Below are 16,860 nucleotides of genomic sequence, written 5' to 3' on the forward strand. Positions count from 1 at the left end.
ATCCTTAACGGTGCCGCGCATCGGCCGGGTCATCGCCGCGAACCGATACGCTAGTGAATTCGCCCTGCGAGCGCCGTCTTGACGACGGTGCTGGCATGCAGGGCACCTAATACGAAAATAGACTCGATGGTGGCCAGTGCCAGTTCCACGGAGACGTCGCTGGCGATGCTGGCCAGTCCCAGCACCTGGATTTGCAGGCGCTGGCCGGCTGCCTGGATCGCTTCCAGGTCGGCGCGCGAATAGTGCTGCATGCCCAATACCAGGCTTTTACGGGCGACGGTCTGTTTCACCACGTCGGCGTGCGTACCCAGCTGGTTGCGTATGGCCGTACGGATCAGATCCGTGCGGTTGGAATAAAATCCCTCCTGGACCAGCAGATCGATCTGCCCCAGGTCGATCAAGCCGAGGTTGATCGTGATTTTCTCGGATTCCCCAATTTTGGGCTTGCTGTCTTGCTTGGCCATAAGTCTCCAAAAACTCCATGTGGCATCCATTTGCCATCTGTATGGATGGTAGTATAGTTCTGAAACACCTCAAGTCAAGCGCGATCTGGCCCGATCGGGGCGCAGGATGGGCCGCCGCAGAGTGAGAATGTCACGTAAAATATATTTTCGAAGCATGCATTTTTCGTCATGTTTTCTTTGGAAAATATATTGACGGAAACATTGCATGGCGATGCCGCCGACTCGCCGGCGTGGTTTCGCGGCATAATGAAAGCCTTCACGTTTACCGATGCCGCTCCATGATGGTCGATACTCCGCCAGCCGTTCCGCTCCCCTTGCCGTCACCGGTACCGTCGCCCTGCGTCAGCCTGTGCAAGATGAACCGCGGCAGCGGCTTGTGCGAAGGCTGTTTGCGCACGCTCGACGAGATCATCGCCTGGAGCAAGGCCGACGACGACTTCAAGCGCGCCGTGTGGGCCGAATTGCCGGGTCGTGAATCACTGCTCGATTTCGAACCCGACTACTGAGGACGCCCATGCCGCGATCGCCAGCGCTGTTCCCCGATTCCATGCAGGTGTTCGAACGCGGCTGGCTGTCGTCGAATAACATCCTGTTCCAGGGCAGGGACGACACGGCCCTGATCGACAGCGGCTATGTCACGCATGCGCCGCAAACCCTGGCCCTGCTGCGCCACAGCCTGGCCGGCCGGCCGCTGGAGCGGCTGTTCAATACGCACCTGCACTCCGACCATTGCGGCGGCAACGCGCTGCTGCAAGCCGCATATGGCTGTCATACGGCCATTCCCTCCTCGGAAGCGGACAAGGTGGCGGCGTGGGACGTCGACGCCCTCAGCTTCCAGGCCACGGGCCAGCAGTGCCCGCGCTTCGGCTTCGACGCCACCGTCTCGCCCGGCGACACCTTTAGCATGGCCGACATGGCCTGGCAAGCGCTGGGCGCGCCGGGCCACGATCCGCACTCGCTGATCTTTTACTGCGCCCAGGAGGGCATCCTCATTTCCGCCGACGCCCTGTGGGAAAACGGCTTTGGCGTGATCTTCCCCGAACTCGATGGCGGCTCCGGCTTTCCTGAGGCGCGCGCCACCCTGGACCTGATCGCCAGCCTGGACGTGCGCGTGGTGATCCCCGGCCACGGGCGGCCGTTCCAGGATGCCGCCGGCGCCCTGCAGCGCGCCTATTCGCGCCTCGACTACCTGGCGTCCGATCCCGTGCGCAACGCGCAGAATGCGGTGAAAGTGCTGCTGAAATTCCTGCTGCTGGAACGCCAGCGCATCGCCCTTGCCGAGATACCCGCGCTGCTGCGCGGCATGCCCATATTTGAAGAGGCCAACCGGCGCTTCCTGCGCCAGGAAACGGCCGCGCTGGCCGAATGGGCCGTCTCGCAACTGTTGAGGGCTGCAGCGGCACGCGTCGAGGGTGAGTACTTGCTTAACGAGGGGTGATGCGCGGGCGCAATAAATTCAGCACGATCGTACTTTTTCTGCACTATAATCAACGTTCAGTGTTTTTTACGTCCGATCAACTTTCCAGCGAGTCCGCCATGGCATTGCCTGTTGCGTTGCAAAACCTCTCCTTACCCGTTATCGCGTCGCCGATGTTCATCGCCAGCGGCCCGGCCCTCGTCGCGGCGCAGTGCAAGGCCGGCATCGTCGGATCCTTTCCCGCCCTGAACGCGCGTCCCGCCGAATTGCTCGACACCTGGCTCACGGAGCTGCAGGCCGAGCTGGCCGCCTTCCAGGCCGCCAATCCCGACAAGAAAGTGGGACCGATCGCCGTCAACCAGATCGTGCACCAGTCGAACGACCGCCTCGCGCATGACGTGGAAGTGTGCGTCAAACACCAGATCCCCATCATCATTTCCTCGCTGCGCGCGCCGCCCAAGGAAATGCTCGACGCCATCCACAGCTATGGCGGCATCGTGCTGCATGACGTGATCTCGATCCGCCACGCGAAAAAGGCGCTGGAGGCGGGTGTCGATGGCCTGATCCTGGTGGCCAGCGGCGCCGGCGGCCATGCGGGCACCCTGTCGCCGTTCGCGCTGGTGGGCGAAGTGCGCAAATTCTTTGACGGTCCGCTGGCGCTGTCGGGCTCCATCGCCACGGGCGACGCCGTGCTGGCCGCGCAAGCGATGGGCGCGGACTTTGCCTACATCGGCTCGCGCTGGCTGGCCACCAAGGAATCGAACGTCAGCGACGGCTACCGCGACGCCATCGTCGATTCCAGCGCGGCGGACATCGTCTACACGAACCTGTTTACCGGCGTGCACGGCAACTATCTGAAGAAATCGATCGTCGCGGCCGGACTCGATCCGGAAGCCTTGCCCGAAGCGGACAAGAGTTCGATGAATTTTGGTTCGGGCAGCGCCAAGGCCTGGCGCGACATCTGGGGCGCGGGCCAGGGCGTGGGCTTGATGGATGACGTGCCGAGCGTTGAAGAGATGGTGGCGCGCCTGAAGGCCGAATACGATGCGGCGCGCGCGCGGCTGAAGCTGTAACGTTGGTGAGGATGTCGGATAACGCGCTGCGCGCCAATCCGACCACCATCATGAATCACTCCTGCTTCAAATCCTCGGGCTTGATGGCCCACAGGCCCGGCAGGTTGCGCCAGTAGCCATATGCATCCATGCCGAAGCCGACGACGAAGCGGTTCGGGATCACCAGGCCGACGATATCGGCTTGCACGGGCTTTTTCTTGCCGATGGCCTTGTCGGCAAACACGGCCAGGATCACTTCGGAGGCACCCATGTCCAGCAAGCGCTGCTTGACGTGCGCCAGGGTTTCGCCTTCGTCCAGGATGTCGTCGAGCACGATGACGGTGCGGCCCGCTACATTCGAGCGGGGGATGACTTTCCACACCACTTCGCCACCCTTGTCGTCGTCGCCGTAGCGGCTGACGTGGATATAGTCGAACTCGAGCGGAAAGCTCAGTTGTGGCAGCAGGTTGCCCGTAAACACGACGGCGCCGCCCATCACGCCCAGCACCAGCGGGAATTCCTGCGAATCCTCGGCGTTGAAGCGCGTGTTGAGCACATCGGCCATGCGCGTGATCGACGCCTGCACGGTATCTTGGTCGAACAGCAGTTCCGCGTTCTTGATCAGGTCACGGGCACGGTTGTGATGAAATTCTTGCATGGACTCTTGCATGGCGATGAATGGGGCTGATGGTCAATGCCGGTATTATCCCGCAAATCGGCCTTATTTGTAATCGCGCATGTCGTCGATGATCTTGCCATCCTGCGCCAGGCTGCCCACGGCCACGAGCACCACGTCGCCGCGCAGCTTGGTCAGTTCGCGGATCGAGCCGATGATGGCCTCGGTGCCGCTGGCGTCATGCGGATCGTCGACTTCGCAATGCAAAGCCATCTCGTCGTTGGCCATGCGTCCGGACACCACCAGCCGCGCCTTCCTGATCTGCGGGTGGCGGCGCGCGATTTCATGCACCTGCGACGGATGCACGAACATGGCGCGCACCTTGGTGGTCTGGTCGGCGCGTCCCATCCAGCCGCGGATGCGCGTATTCGTGCGCCCGCACGGCGATGCCGGCGCATCCGTCAGCACGGCCGACAGGTCTCCCGTGGCAAAGCGGATCAGCGGGTAGTCGGCATTGAAGACGGTGACGACGACTTCGCCCACTTCGCCCGGCGCGACGGGCATGCCGCTGCCGGGGTGGACGATTTCGAGCAGCACGTTTTCATCGATCACCATGCCCGGATTGAGCTTGCCATTGCTGGCCGTTTCATAGGCGATGCTGCCGATATCGGCCGAGGCATAGGTCTGGAACACGTGCGGCACGCCGTTCGCGGCAAACCAGCTGCGCAGGGATTCGGGCAAGGCTTCCGCGCCCATCACGGCCTTGGTGACGCTGCTGATGTCGGCGCCCATTTCGCGCGCCTTTTCGATGATCAGTTTCAGGAACGACGGCGTGCCGATATACGTGTCCGGCTTCAGGTCGACCATCGCCTGCACCTGCATTTCCGTCTGGCCGATGCCGGCCGGGATGACGGTGCAGCCCAGGCGCGCGGCGCCCCCTTCGACCATGAAGGCGGCCGGCGTGAAGTGGTACGAAAAGCAGTTCTGCAGCAAGCCGCCGGCGCGCACGCCGGCCGCATACATGGGCCGCGCGAAGCGCCACCAGTCGGGGCCGCGGCCTTCCGGGTCGAAGATGGGGCCGGGCGAGACAAACACGCGCGACAGCGCATTCTTCGGCGTCGTGTTCAAGCCGCCGAACGGCAGGGCGTCGTGCTGCAATTGCTTGAGGTCGGACTTGCGCGTCACGGGCAGTTGCGCCAGCGCGGCGCGGCTGGTGATGTCGGCGGCGTTGACGCCATCAAGGATGCGGGCCCAGCCCGGCGCCGTTTGCGCGCGCGCGATCAGCTGCGGCAGGCCGGCCATCAATTCGCGTTCGCGCTCTTCGGGCGCGCGTGCTTCCAGACTGTCGAGCGTATCGGTCATGTTGCGGATTCTCCAATGTCACGTTGCAGTTTTTTCGTCAGCCTGGCAAAAATCAGGCTGTATGAGCGGTGCAGCAGGGCCGCCATTTCCCCGTCGTCGAGCGCATCGGGGCTGGCGATATACACCCACTTGGCCCGTGCCAGGTACGGCGCCGGGCGGATGCCGGGGCGGTCCGTCAATTCCAGGAAGCGTTCCGCATCGACCTTGAAGCTCATGCCGCGCGTGCTGTGCGCTTCCGCGCCGCACAGCGCGAACATCCGGCCACCGACGCAAAACGCCAGCACGTTCGTCCATTTGATGTCTTGCGTCGCGCCGGGAAAGCCGCGGCACACTTGCTTCGCCCGTTCCAGGTCCATGCTTTGCTTCCTGCGTCAGGCCAGCCAGCGCTTGCGGCGGCGGTAGAACTTCATGTCGCGGAAGCTCTTGCGCCCGGCGCTGGACACGCCCAGGTAAAACTCCTTGACGTCTTCGTTGCTGGCCAGTTCCTGCGCCTGCCCTTCCATCACGACCCGGCCGTTTTCCAGGATGTAGCCGAAGTCGGCATAGCGCAGCGCCACGTTGGTGTTCTGTTCGGCCAGCAAAAAGGAGACGTTTTCCTTGTGGTTCAGGTCCTTGACGATGCCGAAGATCTCTTCGACGATCTGCGGCGCGATGCCCATCGACGGTTCGTCCAGCAAGATCATCGATGGCTTGGCCATCAGCGCGCGGCCGATGGCGCACATCTGCTGTTCGCCGCCCGAGGTGTAGCCGGCCTGGCTGCTGCGCCGGGTTTTCAGGCGCGGGAAGTAGTGGTAGACCTTGTCCAGCGCGTCTTTCAGCTCGCCGCGCGACAGGCTGCGCGTGTAGGCACCCGTCAGCAGGTTTTCCTCGATGGTGAGGTGGCCGAAACAGTGGCGGCCCTCCATCACCTGCGACAGGCCCCGCTTCACCAGCTCATTCGGCGTCAACTGGTCCACGCGCTCGCCCTTGAACTGGACTTCGCCCTTGGTGACGTCGCCCCGTTCGCCGCGCAGCAGGGTCGAGATGGTTTTCAGGGTGGTCGACTTGCCGGCGCCGTTGGCGCCTAGCAGCGCCACGATCTTGCCTTGCGGGACTTGCAGCGACACGCCTTTCAGGACCAGGATCACGTGGTCGTAGATGACTTCGATATTGTTCACCGACAGGTAGGGCGGCGGCGCGTCCGGCTTGATCGGGGTTTGCGTGGCTGTGTGGGTCATGGCTGCTTCGTTTTCATATGTGTTGGCGATGCTGTCGGATCACGCTTCGCTAATCCGACCTACGTGGATGCGGCGTAGGTCGGATCAGGCCGCAGGCCGTAATCCGACACCACCATCGGCAGCGATTTACTTCATGCACGCCGGCGTGATCTTCTTCTCTTCCGCGTACTTGTTCGAGGATTCCTCGACGAGCTTGCGCACCAGGGCCTTGTCGCCGACGATCCACTTCGGCGTGATGGCGGTCCACTTCTTGCCATCCCACTGCTGCACTTTCACGGCGCCCGAGCCTTCATGGTCGTCGCAGCTGGTCTTCACGGTGGGGAACATGCCCAGCGCGCCGACGGCCTTCTGGCGCGCATCGTCGACGTTCAGGTTTTCCAGGCCCCAGCGCATCTGTTCGCCCGTGATCGGTTTGCCCTTGCCGAATTTTTCCTGCGCCGTGCGGATCGCTTCCACCCACAGGATGCCGGCCGTCACGCCGCGCATGTGGTAGACGGAGCCGATGCGCGACTGGTCGGACAGGTTGCCCTTGCCGGACGCGTAGAGCTTCTTGCGGATGTCGTCGAGCACGGGGTAGTTGCCCGGCGTATTGAAGGTCATCGCCGTGTAGCCCTTGGCCGCGTCGCCCGATGGAATCGTGTCTTCCTCGGAGCCGGCCCACCAGACGCCCAGCATCTTGTCGCGCGGGAAGCCGTTGCGCTGCGCCGTCTTGATGGCAACGGAGTTCATCACGCCCCAGCCCCACAGGATCACGTGATCCGGCTTGGCCTGGCGGATCTGCAGCCATTGCGATTGCTGTTCGCTGCCTGGCGGCGCGACGGGAATTTTCACCAGTTCGAAGCCGTACTGTTTCGACAGCGCTTCGAGCACGGGCAGCGGCTCCTTGCCGAAGGCCGAATCGTGGTACAGGTGGACGATTTTCTTGCCTTTCAGCTTGTCCATGCCGCCGTCCTTGTCGCCCAGGTATCTGATCATGCCGGCGGCCTGGCTCCAGTAGCTGGAGATCAGCGGATAGACATACGGGAAGACCTTGCCGTTGGCCGCGTCCGAGCGGCCGTAGCCGATCATCGTCATGGGGATCTTGTCCTGTGCCACGCGGTCCAGGATGCCGTAGGCGACGCCCGTGGACAGGGTTTCGACCAGGGTGGCGCCGCCCTGTTTGGTTTTCAGGCGTTCATAGCATTCGACGCCGCGCGACGGGTTGTATTCGGTTTCGCATTCTTCCCAGCTGATCTTCACGCCATTGACGCCGCCGGCCTGGTTGACCAGGTTGAAGTAGTCGATGATGCCGCCGTAGAAACCGGAGCCGCCGGCCGCGTAAGGACCCACGCGGTAAGACGGCAGGGCGATGTACTGTTCCTTGTCCTGCGCCTGCGCGCTGCCGGCCATGGTGAGTGCGGCACTGGCGATGGCGGCGGCCAGCATGAGCGATTTGATGTGTTTCATTGTGTCTCCTCTTGTTTTATTTGGTATTCAAGTGAACCGACATCGACTGCAAAAACTTAATGGGGGAAGGGCCAGAGTCTCAACTTTTCTTTCGCGATCTGCCACAGCCTGGCCAGGCCGTGCGGCTCGACGATCAGGAAGAAGATGATCAGCGCGCCGAACACCATCAGTTCCAGGTTCGAGGCCACGCTGGTCGGCAGTGCCAGGCCATGCGCGATGGTGTTCAGGACGACGGGCAGCAGCACGATGAAGGCCGCGCCGAGGAAGGAACCGAGGATCGAACCGACGCCGCCGATGATGATCATGAACAGGATGCGGAAGGACAGGTCCAGGTTGTACGCTTCCGGTTCCACCGTGCCCAGGTAGGCATACGCATACAGCGCGCCGGCCACGCCGCAGTAGAAGGAGCTGACGGCAAACGCCAGCAGCTTGGTGCGCATCAGGCGGAAACCGATCACCTCGGCCGCCATGTCCATGTCGCGCACGGCCATCCACGAGCGTCCCACGTTCGAGCGGATCATGTTCTTGGCCAGCAGCGCCATGCCGGCCACGATGGCCAGCACCAGCAGGTATTTGCTTTGCGGCGTGTCGAACTGGTAGCCCAGGATGCTCATCTTCTGCACCGTGATGACGCCCGAGGAGCTGTAGTTGGTCAGGTAGGGGATCTTGGTCAGGCACCAGACGACGAAGAACTGCGTCGCCAGCGTGGACGCGGCCAGGTAGAAGCCGCGGATGCGCAGGGAGGGCAGGCCGAAGGCGATGCCCACCATGGCCGCGCACAGGCCGCCCAGGATGAACGACACCAGCAGCGGCAAGCCCGGCATGCGGGCCATGAAGTTATACGAGGCAAAGGCGCCCACGGCCATGAAGGCGGCCGTGCCCAGCGACAGCTGGCCTGCGTAGCCGGTCAGGATGTTCAGGCCCAGTGCCGCCAGCGCGAAGATCAGGAACGGAATCAGGATCGCCGACAGCATGTAGGGCGAGGCGAAATACGGCAGGAGGAAGACGGCGACGAGGAGCGTGGCCGTCAGCGCCAGGCGGTCCTGGCGGATCGGGAAGATCTGGTTGTCAGCCTGGTAGCTGGTCTTGAATTGTCCTGCTTCACGGTAAATCATGACGTGTCCTTTGCGATGGAGCGATAGCGTTGTGCGGCGTGTGCATGGGGCGGCGCTGCGGCGTCAGATGCGCCGGATGATGCGTTCGCCGAACAGGCCTTCCGGGCGCACCAGCAGGAACAGCAGGGCCAGCACATACGGGAACCAGCCTTCGATGCCGCCGCCCACCATGGGGCCCAGGTAGACTTCGGCCAGCTTTTCCGACGCGCCGATGATCAGGCCGCCGACGATGGCGCCCGGCACCGAGGTAAAGCCGCCGAGGATCAGCACCGGCAGCGCTTTCAATGCGATGAAGGTCAGCGCGAACTGCACGCCGTTGCGCGCGCCCCACAGCAAGCCCGCCACCATGGCCACCAGGCCGGCCACGCCCCACACGACGGCCCAGATGCGCTGCAGCGGAATGCCCACGGCCAGCGCCGCCTGGTGGTCGTCGGCGACGGCGCGCAGGGCGCGGCCCACCTTGGTCTTCGAGAACAGCAGGGCCAGACAGATCACCAGCAGCGCGCAGATGCCGGCCGCCACCACGTCGAACTGCGAGACGATGATATTGAAATGGTCCATCAGGAAGGGCATCGGCACGTCTTCGATGGGCAGGTCCAGCTTGTGCACCTGCGAGCCCCACATCAGCTGCGCCAGGCCTTCGATGAAAAAGGTCAGGCCGATGGTGGCCATGAAGAGCGTGATCTCGGGCTGGTTGACGAGGGGCCGCAAGACCACCCGTTCGATCGCCATGCCCAGCACGATCATGGTCACCATCGTCAGCGGGATGGCCAGCCACAGCGACAGGCCGAACTTGTCCATGATGCCCACGCAGGTGAGGGCGGCGAAAAACACCATCGCGCCCTGCGCAAAATTGAACACGCCCGACGCCTTGTAGATCAGCACAAAACCGATCGCCACCAGCGCATACATGACGCCCGACAGCAGGCCGCCGATCAGCACTTCAAAGAAAAAATTTATATTCATGAGTTGTCCAATGGGTTGTGCGTAGCCCTGCCCGATTACGGGCAGGTCGTTTCGCCGGCAGGCAGCGTGCTGCCTGAATTCCCGGCTACACCACCTAAATACGCGTTGATGACATCCTGGTTGCTGCGCACCTCGTCGGGCGTGCCGTCGCCGATCTTCTTGCCGTAGTCGAGCACCACGACGCGGTCGGAGATATCCATCACCACGCCCATGTCGTGCTCGATCAGCACGATGGTCGTGCCCAGCTGGTCGTTGACGTCGAGGATGAAGCGGCACATGTCCTGCTTTTCTTCCACGTTCATGCCGGCCATCGGTTCGTCCAGCAGCAGGATTTCCGGCTCGGCCACGAGGGCGCGGCCCAGTTCCACGCGCTTTTGCAAGCCATAGGGCAGGCGCCCCACGGGGGTCTTGCGGATGGCCTGGATTTCCAGGAAATCGATGATTTCCTCGGCCTTCTTGCGGTGCTCGATTTCCTCGCGCCGCGCCGGTCCCCAGTACAGGGCTTGCAGCAGGAAATTCGACTTCATTTTGAGGTTACGCCCCGTCATGATATTGTCGAGCACCGTCATGCCTTTGAACAGGGCGATGTTCTGGAAGGTGCGCGCGATGCCGGACTTGGCGGCCGCGTAGCAATCCATGCCGCGCCGGTGTTCGCCGCGGTAGATGATTTCCCCTTGCTGCGGGCGGTACACGCCATTGATCACGTTGAGCATCGAGCTTTTGCCCGCGCCGTTCGGGCCGATGATGGCGCGGATTTCATGCTGCTTGACGTCGAACGAGATGTCGGTCAGCGCCTTCACGCCGCCGAACGACAGCGAGATGTTCTTCAGATCGAGGATGACGGGACCCGTCTTGCGGGCCGTGCCGAAATGGGCGTCGAGTTCGTTCATTTGCATCGTGCTGTGCTCCATCATGCGGCCAGGCCCTGGGGCCGATACGTTTTGCTGTCCCAGATCTGCAGGTCGGCGCTGGTCGAGCCAAGGCGGCCATCCTCGAATTTCACCTGGGTCTCGATGTATTGCGTTGCCTTGCCCTCATACAGGGCAGAAATGAGCACCGCGTATTTTTCGGCGATGAATTTGCGGCGCACCTTGCGCGTGCGCGTCAGCTCGTCGTCGTCCGGGTCGAGTTCCTTGTGCAGCACCAGGAAGCGGTGCACCTGCGTGCGGTCCATCAGCGGGTCGGCCGCCAGTTCCGCGTTGACCTGCTCGATGCAGTCGCGGATCAAGCCGTAGGTTTCGGCACGCGCCGCCAGGTCCGTGTAGCCGGAGTAGGCGATGCCGCGCCGCTCGGACCAGTTGCCCACCGCTTCGATGTCGATATTGATGAAGGCGCAGACCTGGTCGCGCGCATGGCCGAAGGCCACCACTTCCTTGATGAAGGGGAAGAACTTGAGCTTGTTCTCGATGTAGTTGGGCGCGAACATGGCGCCGCAATTCATCTTGCCGACGTCGGCCGCGCGGTCGATGATTTTCAGGTGGCCTTCGCCGTCGAACACGCCCGCGTCGCCCGTATGAAAGTAGCCGTCGGCATCGATCACTTCTGCCGTCGCATCTGGACGCCTGAAGTAGCCGCTCATGGTGGCGGGCGACTTCACCAGCACTTCGCCATTGGCCGCCAGCTTGACTTCCACGCCCGGCGCGGGCAGGCCCACGCTGTCGAACTTGATATTGCCATCCGGCTGCAGGCACACATAGGCGCAGGTTTCGGTGGAACCGTACAATTGCTTGAGATTGACGCCGATGGAGCGGTAGAAGCGGAACAGGTCGGGACCGATGGCAGCACCGGCCGTGTAGGCGACGCGCACGCGCGACAGTCCCAGCACGTTTTTCAGCGGGCCGTAGACCAGCAGCTCGCCCAGCTTGTAGCTGAGGCGGTCCGCCAGCGACACGGGCTTGCCATCCAAAATCTGCGCGCCGCAGCGCTTGGCCACGTCCATGAAGTGGCTGAACATGCGGCGCTTGATGCTGCTCGCGTCTTCCATGCGTATCATCACGCTGGTGAGCATGTTCTCGAACACGCGCGGCGGCGCAAAGTAGCAAGTGGGGCCGATTTCGCGCATGTCGATCATCACCGTGTCGCCCGATTCGGGGCAGTTGACGGTGAAGCCGGCCACCATGGCCTGCGCCAGCGAGAACAGGCAGTCGCCCACCCACGCCATGGGCAGGTAGGACAGGATGTCTTCCTCGTCGGTGAGCTTGTCGAAGGCCACGCCGCCTTCGCCGGCGGCCAGCAGCGCCGTATGGCTCTGGCACACGCCCTTCGGCTTGCCCGTGGTGCCCGAGGTGTACAGGATGACGGCCGAATCGCTGCCATTGCCCGCTGCCACGGCGGCGTCATAAAAGCCCGGGTGTTCGCGGTCGTAGGCCCTGCCGAGCACCTGCAGCGCGGCAAAGGAGGTCAGCTCCGGCTGGCGGTAGTGGCGCATGCCCCGTTCATCGTCATAGGCGATGTGGGCCACGTGCGGGTACAGGCTTTTCAGTTCCAGCAGCTTGTCGACCTGCTCCTGGTCTTCGACGATGGCGTAGCGGATTTCCGCGTCCTGCAGCACGTAGGCCATGTCGGCGGCCGGCGCGTCCTGGTACAGCGGCACGGGCACGCCGCCCAGGCTTTGCGCGGCCAGCATGGCCCAGTACAGGCGGGGCCGGTTGTCGCCGATGATGGCCAGGTTCATGCCGCGCTGGAAGCCGATGGCGGCCAGGCCGCAGGCCAGTGCGCGCACTTCGTCGTTGACCTCATGCCAGGTCCAGGTTTGCCAGATGCCCAGGTATTTTTCGCGAAATGCGGGCTTGTCGGATCGTGCTGTCCCGTGTTGCAATAAGCGCCGCGGAAAAGTCGGCATGGTTGCTGTGGTATTCGTTTGCACCAGTGTCTCCCTGTTGCTTGTCTCAGGCCCCACCTCGTTGGATGGCGCTCTGTGTTTTTTATGTGTAAGGCGTTTGTGCAATGATAGTAGCTTGCGTTAGTTTGCCGAGTTGTCTTTTCGGGGACATTTACCCACTTTTCGATGGTGCATCGCACAATGACCAACCCTGATATCAGCCTCAAGGATGCCGTGCGCGCGGCCAACTGGGCGCAGCTGCTCGATCCCGTGCAAATGGCCCGGGTGGAGGCGGATGTGTTTGAAACCTTCGTGCCGAAAGGCGGCTTTGTCTGCCGCAAGGGCGAGCCGGTGGACAACTGGATCGGCGTCATCAGCGGCATGGTCAAGATGAATAATTTTTCCGCCTCCGGCAAGGCCATGACCTTCATCGGCGTGCCGCCCGGCAGCTGGTTCGGCGAAGGTTCATTGCTGAAGAATGAAATCCGCAAATACGACACCATGGCCCTGCGCGACACGCGCGTGGCGCGCCTGCCCGGCACCACCTTCCACTGGCTGCTGGAAACGAGTCTGCCGTTTACGCGCTTCCTGTTGATGCAGCTGAACGAACGCCTGGGACAGTTCATCGGCATGGTGGAAAACGAGCGCCTGCTGGACCTGAACACGCGCGTGGCGCGCTGCCTGGCCTCGATGTTCAACTCGCATCTGTACCCGGGCGTCGATACCCTGGTGCAGCTGTCGCAGGAAGAGATCGGCCTGCTGTCCGGTTCCTCGCGCCAGCGCGCCAACCAGGCCTTGCAGGTGCTGGAAAAGAAAGGCTTGCTGCGCCTCGATTACGGCGGCATCCGCGTGCTGGACCTCGATGGCTTGCGCCGTTATGAAGCCGATGACGCCGAATGAGGCCGCGCTGCCGGAACACCCTGCAAGCGCCCGGCTAATCGCGGTATCATAGGCGCTTCCCAGCACCGCACCTTTTCGCCGCCATGCAGACATCCGTTCAGAGTACCCCCGCCTCCCGTTTGACCGAACTGCGCGCCGCCATGCGCGCGCAGCGGATCGATGCGCTGATCGTGCCATCGGCCGACCCGCATTTGTCCGAATACCTGCCGGCCCGCTGGCAGGGCCGCGAGTGGCTGTCGGGCTTTACGGGTTCCGTCGGCACCCTGGTCGTCACGCAGGACTTCGCCGGCGTGTGGACCGATGGCCGCTACTGGGAGCAGGCGGAAGACGAACTGGCCGGCAGCGGCATCGTCCTGAAGAAGATCCCGTCCGGCGCCAGCGTGCTGTATATCGACTGGCTGGGCGAGACCATGCAGCCGGGGCAGACGGTGGCCGTCGATGGCGCCGTGCTGGGCCTGGCCAATGCGCGCCTGCTGCAGCAGGCGCTGGGCGCGCAAGTGACCCTGCGCACGGATACCGATCTGCTGCAAGCCGTGTGGCCGGATCGTCCGGCCATGCCGGCCGCGCCCGTGTACGAGCACGCGGCCGCGTATCCGGCCCTGTCGCGCACGCAGAAACTGGACGCCCTGCGCGCCGGCATAGCGGCCCACGGCGCCAGCCACCACGTGATTTCCACGCTTGACGATATCGCGTACCTGTTCAACCTGCGCGGCGCCGACGTCAGCTACAACCCCGTCTTCCTCGCGCATGCGCTGGTGGGCCCGGAGCGCGCCACCCTGTTCGTCGCCGACGGCAAGCTGCCGGCCGCCCTGCGCGCCACCCTGGAGAGCGAAGGCGTGGACGTGGCCGCGTATGACCGCGCGGCGGCCGTGCTGGCCGCCCTGCCTGCGGGCGCCACCTTGCTGCTGGACCCGCGCCGCATCACGTTCGGCACGCGCCAGGCCGTGCCCGACGGCGTGCGCGTGGTGGAAGCCATCAACCCGACCACCCTGGCCAAGTCGCGCAAGACGGACAGCGAAGCGGCGCATGTGCGGGCGGCCATGGAGCAGGATGGCGCTGCCCTGTGCGAGTTCTTCAGCTGGCTCGATGCCACCCTGGCCGACCCGCAGCGCGCGCCGCTGACGGAAATCGGCGTCGACGAACACCTGACGGCCGCCCGCGCGCGCCGCGCCGGTTTTGTCAGCCCCAGTTTCGGTACCATCGCCGGCTTTAATGCGCACGGCGCCATCATGCATTACCACGCCCATGCGGGCACGGAGGCGACCATCGAAGGCGACGGCTTGCTGCTGATCGATTCGGGCGGCCAGTACCTGGGCGGCACCACGGATATCACGCGCGTGGTTCCCGTCGGCGCGATCACGGCCGAACACCGGCGCGACTTCACCCTGGTCCTGCGCAGCATGATCGCGCTGTCGCGCGCGCAGTTCCCGCGCGGCGTGAAGTCGCCCATGCTGGACTCGATCGCCCGCGCGCCCCTGTGGGCCGAGGGCATCGACTTCGGCCACGGCACGGGCCATGGCGTGGGCTTCTTCCTCAACGTGCATGAGGGGCCGCAATCGATTTCGCAGTCCGCCATGCCGGAGCCGCAGACGGCCATGGAGCCGGGCATGATCACTTCCGTGGAGCCGGGTATCTACCGGCCCGGCCAGTGGGGCATCCGCATCGAGAACCTGGTGCTGAATGTCCCGGCAGGGACGACGCCCTTCGGCGAATTTTTGCGCTTCGAAACCCTCACCCTGTGCCCGATCGACACGCGCTGCGTGGAGCGCAGCCTGTTGCGCGACGACGAGGCGGCCTGGCTCAACGACTATCACGCCACCGTGCGTGCGCGCCTGTCGCCGCACCTGGCGGGCGACGCGCTGGCGTGGCTGGAACAGCGCACGGGAGCCATCTGATGCGCTCGACCCGCGCCACCGCCGCCATCGAGCGGCTCAAGGAACGCACCGGCCACCGCCTCTACACGATGGCGCGCACGGGCGATGAACTGTTCTTTCTCACGGAAGGCCCGGGCTTGCCGCCTTTGTGCCCGCCGCTGGAATTGGACGCCTTTGTCGCCTTCGTCAATGGCCTGGGACCGCAAAAGGCGCGCCGCGTCAGCAAGCTTGACGTGGCGTTTGAAAAGCAGCTGACGAAAAAGCCACAGGACTAAATGCCGACCATCGACTTCCTGCGCGCCTACTGGTCGCCGGCCGAGCTGGCGACGAATGGCGTGATCCTGCTGAACCTGCTGGGCGCACTGCTGCTGGGCTTGCTGGTGGGTTACGAGCGCTCGTATCACGGGCGCGCGGCGGGCATGCGCACCTACAGCCTCGTATGCATGGCCTCGGCCGCGCTGACGGTGCTGGGCGGCTATCCCGAGTTCTGGTACGGCGGGCATGGCGCCATCGTCGGCAGCGATCCCACGCGCGTCATCCAGGGCATCGTCACGGGCGTGGGCTTTCTCGGCGCCGGCGTGATCATGCGCGAAGGCTTCAATATCAGCGGCCTGACGACGGCCGCCTCGATCTGGGCCTCGTCCGTGATCGGCATCATGGTCGGCATCGGCTTTTATCTGTCGGCCATGGGTCTGGCTTTCCTGTGCGCGATGGCGATGATTTTCCTGTCAAAACTGGAAAACTGGCTGCCGTCGCGCCACGCGGTGGCCATCACCATGCGCTTCAGGCAGGGCTTTATTCCGCGCGAAGATGCGCTGCGGCGCATGGCCGCCAAGCGCGGTTATGACATCGCCAGCGGCTCGCTGACCATCGGCAGCACGGACGGCATGCAGGAATGGCGCTTCGTCGCCATCGCGCATGGCAAGAATACGGGCGCCAGCCTGTCGGCCATGTCGGCCGAACTGGCCGCCTTCGAAGGCATCGCCGGCTTCCAGCTGTCGCATGCACGCAACTGAAAAGGATGGACATGGACGCACAGGCCCAAAACGTACTCGATTTCTGGTTCCTGCCGCCGGATAACCCTGGCCATGGCCAGTCGCGCATGGAATGGTTCCGCAAGGATGATGGCTACGACGCGCAGATACGCGCGCGTTTCGGCGCGCTGATCGACGCCGCCATCGGGGGCGGCTTGCGCGAATGGGAAGCGACGCCGCACGGCGCGCTGGCGCGCCTCATCGTGCTCGATCAATTCACGCGCAACGTCTATCGGGGCACGCCGCGCGCGTTTGCCGGCGACGCCCAGGCGCTGGCGCTGGCCGTCGCCCTGACGCAGGCAGGACAGGACCGGCAGCTGCCGCCCATTCTGCGCGCGTTCGTCTACCTGCCGTTCGAACATGCGGAAGACCTGGCCATGCAGGCGCGCGCCGTCGAATTGTTCCAGCTGCTGTCGCAGGCGCAGCCCGGTTTCGAGAGCATGCTCGATTATGCGCAGCGCCACCAGGAAGTGATCGCCCGCTTTGGCCGCTTCCCGCACCGTAACGCCATTCTGGGCCGGCCCTCCACGCCGGAAGAAGCGGCATTCCTGCGCCAGCCCGGTTCCAGCTTCTAGG

The 16,860-nt window shown here is 63.9% G+C and carries 18 protein-coding genes; 8 read left to right on the top strand and 10 right to left on the bottom strand.

Annotation, left to right across the window (positions count from 1 at the left end; all coding sequences use genetic code 11):
* Nucleotides 1-50: 50 nt before the first annotated feature.
* Entirely contained in the window at nucleotides 51-464 is a 414-nt protein-coding gene (locus tag GCN75_RS06295; protein ID WP_034752801.1) for a CopG family transcriptional regulator, read from the bottom strand.
* A gap of 278 nt (nucleotides 465-742) precedes the next feature.
* Here GCN75_RS06295 and GCN75_RS06300 point away from each other — a divergent pair, with 278 nt between their 5' ends.
* From GCN75_RS06300 to GCN75_RS06310, 3 genes are all read left to right on the top strand, one after another.
* Nucleotides 743-970, top strand: coding sequence for a DUF1289 domain-containing protein (locus GCN75_RS06300; protein WP_319633285.1), 228 nt, complete (start codon nucleotides 743-745; stop codon nucleotides 968-970).
* Between the two features lie 8 nt (nucleotides 971-978).
* Complete coding sequence (locus GCN75_RS06305) at nucleotides 979-1,902, top strand: MBL fold metallo-hydrolase (RefSeq protein ID WP_152281843.1); 924 nt, start codon at nucleotides 979-981, stop codon at nucleotides 1,900-1,902.
* Nucleotides 1,903-2,000: 98 nt separating this feature from the next.
* Complete coding sequence (locus GCN75_RS06310) at nucleotides 2,001-2,954, top strand: NAD(P)H-dependent flavin oxidoreductase (protein ID WP_152257634.1); 954 nt, start codon at nucleotides 2,001-2,003, stop codon at nucleotides 2,952-2,954.
* Between the two features lie 55 nt (nucleotides 2,955-3,009).
* Here the strand turns inward: GCN75_RS06310 and GCN75_RS06315 are convergent, their stop codons facing one another.
* The 9 genes from GCN75_RS06315 to GCN75_RS06355 all read right to left on the bottom strand — a co-directional run bounded on the left by GCN75_RS06315 (nucleotide 3,010) and on the right by GCN75_RS06355 (nucleotide 12,497).
* Nucleotides 3,010-3,591 carry a hypoxanthine-guanine phosphoribosyltransferase gene (locus GCN75_RS06315; protein ID WP_152257633.1) on the bottom strand — a complete coding sequence of 194 codons (582 nt, stop codon included), beginning with the start codon at nucleotides 3,589-3,591 and terminating at the stop codon, nucleotides 3,010-3,012.
* A gap of 63 nt (nucleotides 3,592-3,654) precedes the next feature.
* Nucleotides 3,655-4,911, bottom strand: a complete 1,257-nt coding sequence (locus tag GCN75_RS06320; protein ID WP_152281844.1) for a phenylacetate--CoA ligase family protein — start codon at nucleotides 4,909-4,911, stop codon at nucleotides 3,655-3,657.
* Nucleotides 4,908-5,267, bottom strand: coding sequence for an MmcQ/YjbR family DNA-binding protein (locus GCN75_RS06325; RefSeq protein ID WP_152281845.1), 360 nt, complete (start codon nucleotides 5,265-5,267; stop codon nucleotides 4,908-4,910). Before GCN75_RS06325 ends, GCN75_RS06320 begins: the two co-directional genes overlap by 4 nt.
* 15 nt (nucleotides 5,268-5,282) lie before the next feature.
* Entirely contained in the window at nucleotides 5,283-6,128 is an 846-nt protein-coding gene (locus GCN75_RS06330; protein WP_152281846.1) for an ABC transporter ATP-binding protein, read from the bottom strand.
* Between the two features lie 126 nt (nucleotides 6,129-6,254).
* Nucleotides 6,255-7,574, bottom strand: a complete 1,320-nt coding sequence (locus GCN75_RS06335) for an ABC transporter substrate-binding protein (protein WP_152281847.1) — start codon at nucleotides 7,572-7,574, stop codon at nucleotides 6,255-6,257.
* A 56-nt stretch (nucleotides 7,575-7,630) separates the two neighbouring features.
* Nucleotides 7,631-8,689: a branched-chain amino acid ABC transporter permease gene (locus GCN75_RS06340; RefSeq protein WP_152281848.1), complete on the bottom strand. Its 1,059-nt coding sequence runs from the start codon at nucleotides 8,687-8,689 to the stop codon at nucleotides 7,631-7,633.
* Between the two features lie 63 nt (nucleotides 8,690-8,752).
* Nucleotides 8,753-9,649, bottom strand: a complete 897-nt coding sequence (locus tag GCN75_RS06345; RefSeq protein WP_193317400.1) for a branched-chain amino acid ABC transporter permease — start codon at nucleotides 9,647-9,649, stop codon at nucleotides 8,753-8,755.
* A 41-nt stretch (nucleotides 9,650-9,690) separates the two neighbouring features.
* Nucleotides 9,691-10,551 (bottom strand): ABC transporter ATP-binding protein, encoded by an 861-nt coding sequence (locus GCN75_RS06350; protein ID WP_226939077.1) that lies wholly within the window; start codon nucleotides 10,549-10,551, stop codon nucleotides 9,691-9,693.
* A gap of 14 nt (nucleotides 10,552-10,565) precedes the next feature.
* Complete coding sequence (locus GCN75_RS06355) at nucleotides 10,566-12,497, bottom strand: AMP-binding protein (protein WP_152281850.1); 1,932 nt, start codon at nucleotides 12,495-12,497, stop codon at nucleotides 10,566-10,568.
* 180 nt (nucleotides 12,498-12,677) lie between these two features.
* Between GCN75_RS06355 and GCN75_RS06360 the strand changes: the two genes are divergently transcribed.
* The 5 genes from GCN75_RS06360 to GCN75_RS06380 all read left to right on the top strand — a co-directional run bounded on the left by GCN75_RS06360 (nucleotide 12,678) and on the right by GCN75_RS06380 (nucleotide 16,859).
* The gene (locus GCN75_RS06360) at nucleotides 12,678-13,376 is read left to right on the top strand and encodes a Crp/Fnr family transcriptional regulator (RefSeq protein WP_152281851.1); all 699 of its coding nucleotides are present in this window, start codon (nucleotides 12,678-12,680) and stop codon (nucleotides 13,374-13,376) included.
* A gap of 83 nt (nucleotides 13,377-13,459) precedes the next feature.
* Nucleotides 13,460-15,271 (top strand): aminopeptidase P family protein, encoded by a 1,812-nt coding sequence (locus tag GCN75_RS06365; RefSeq protein ID WP_152281852.1) that lies wholly within the window; start codon nucleotides 13,460-13,462, stop codon nucleotides 15,269-15,271.
* Complete coding sequence (locus GCN75_RS06370; protein ID WP_152281853.1) at nucleotides 15,271-15,525, top strand: hypothetical protein; 255 nt, start codon at nucleotides 15,271-15,273, stop codon at nucleotides 15,523-15,525. Before GCN75_RS06365 ends, GCN75_RS06370 begins: the two co-directional genes overlap by 1 nt.
* The gene (locus GCN75_RS06375) at nucleotides 15,526-16,266 is read left to right on the top strand and encodes an MgtC/SapB family protein (protein WP_152281854.1); all 741 of its coding nucleotides are present in this window, start codon (nucleotides 15,526-15,528) and stop codon (nucleotides 16,264-16,266) included.
* 5 nt (nucleotides 16,267-16,271) lie between these two features.
* Nucleotides 16,272-16,859 (top strand): DUF924 family protein, encoded by a 588-nt coding sequence (locus GCN75_RS06380; RefSeq protein ID WP_152281855.1) that lies wholly within the window; start codon nucleotides 16,272-16,274, stop codon nucleotides 16,857-16,859.
* Nucleotide 16,860 lies beyond the last annotated feature (1 nt).

The sequence above is a fragment of the Janthinobacterium violaceinigrum genome, from assembly GCF_009208555.1.
Classification (GTDB): Bacteria; Pseudomonadota; Gammaproteobacteria; order Burkholderiales; family Burkholderiaceae_D; genus Janthinobacterium; species Janthinobacterium violaceinigrum.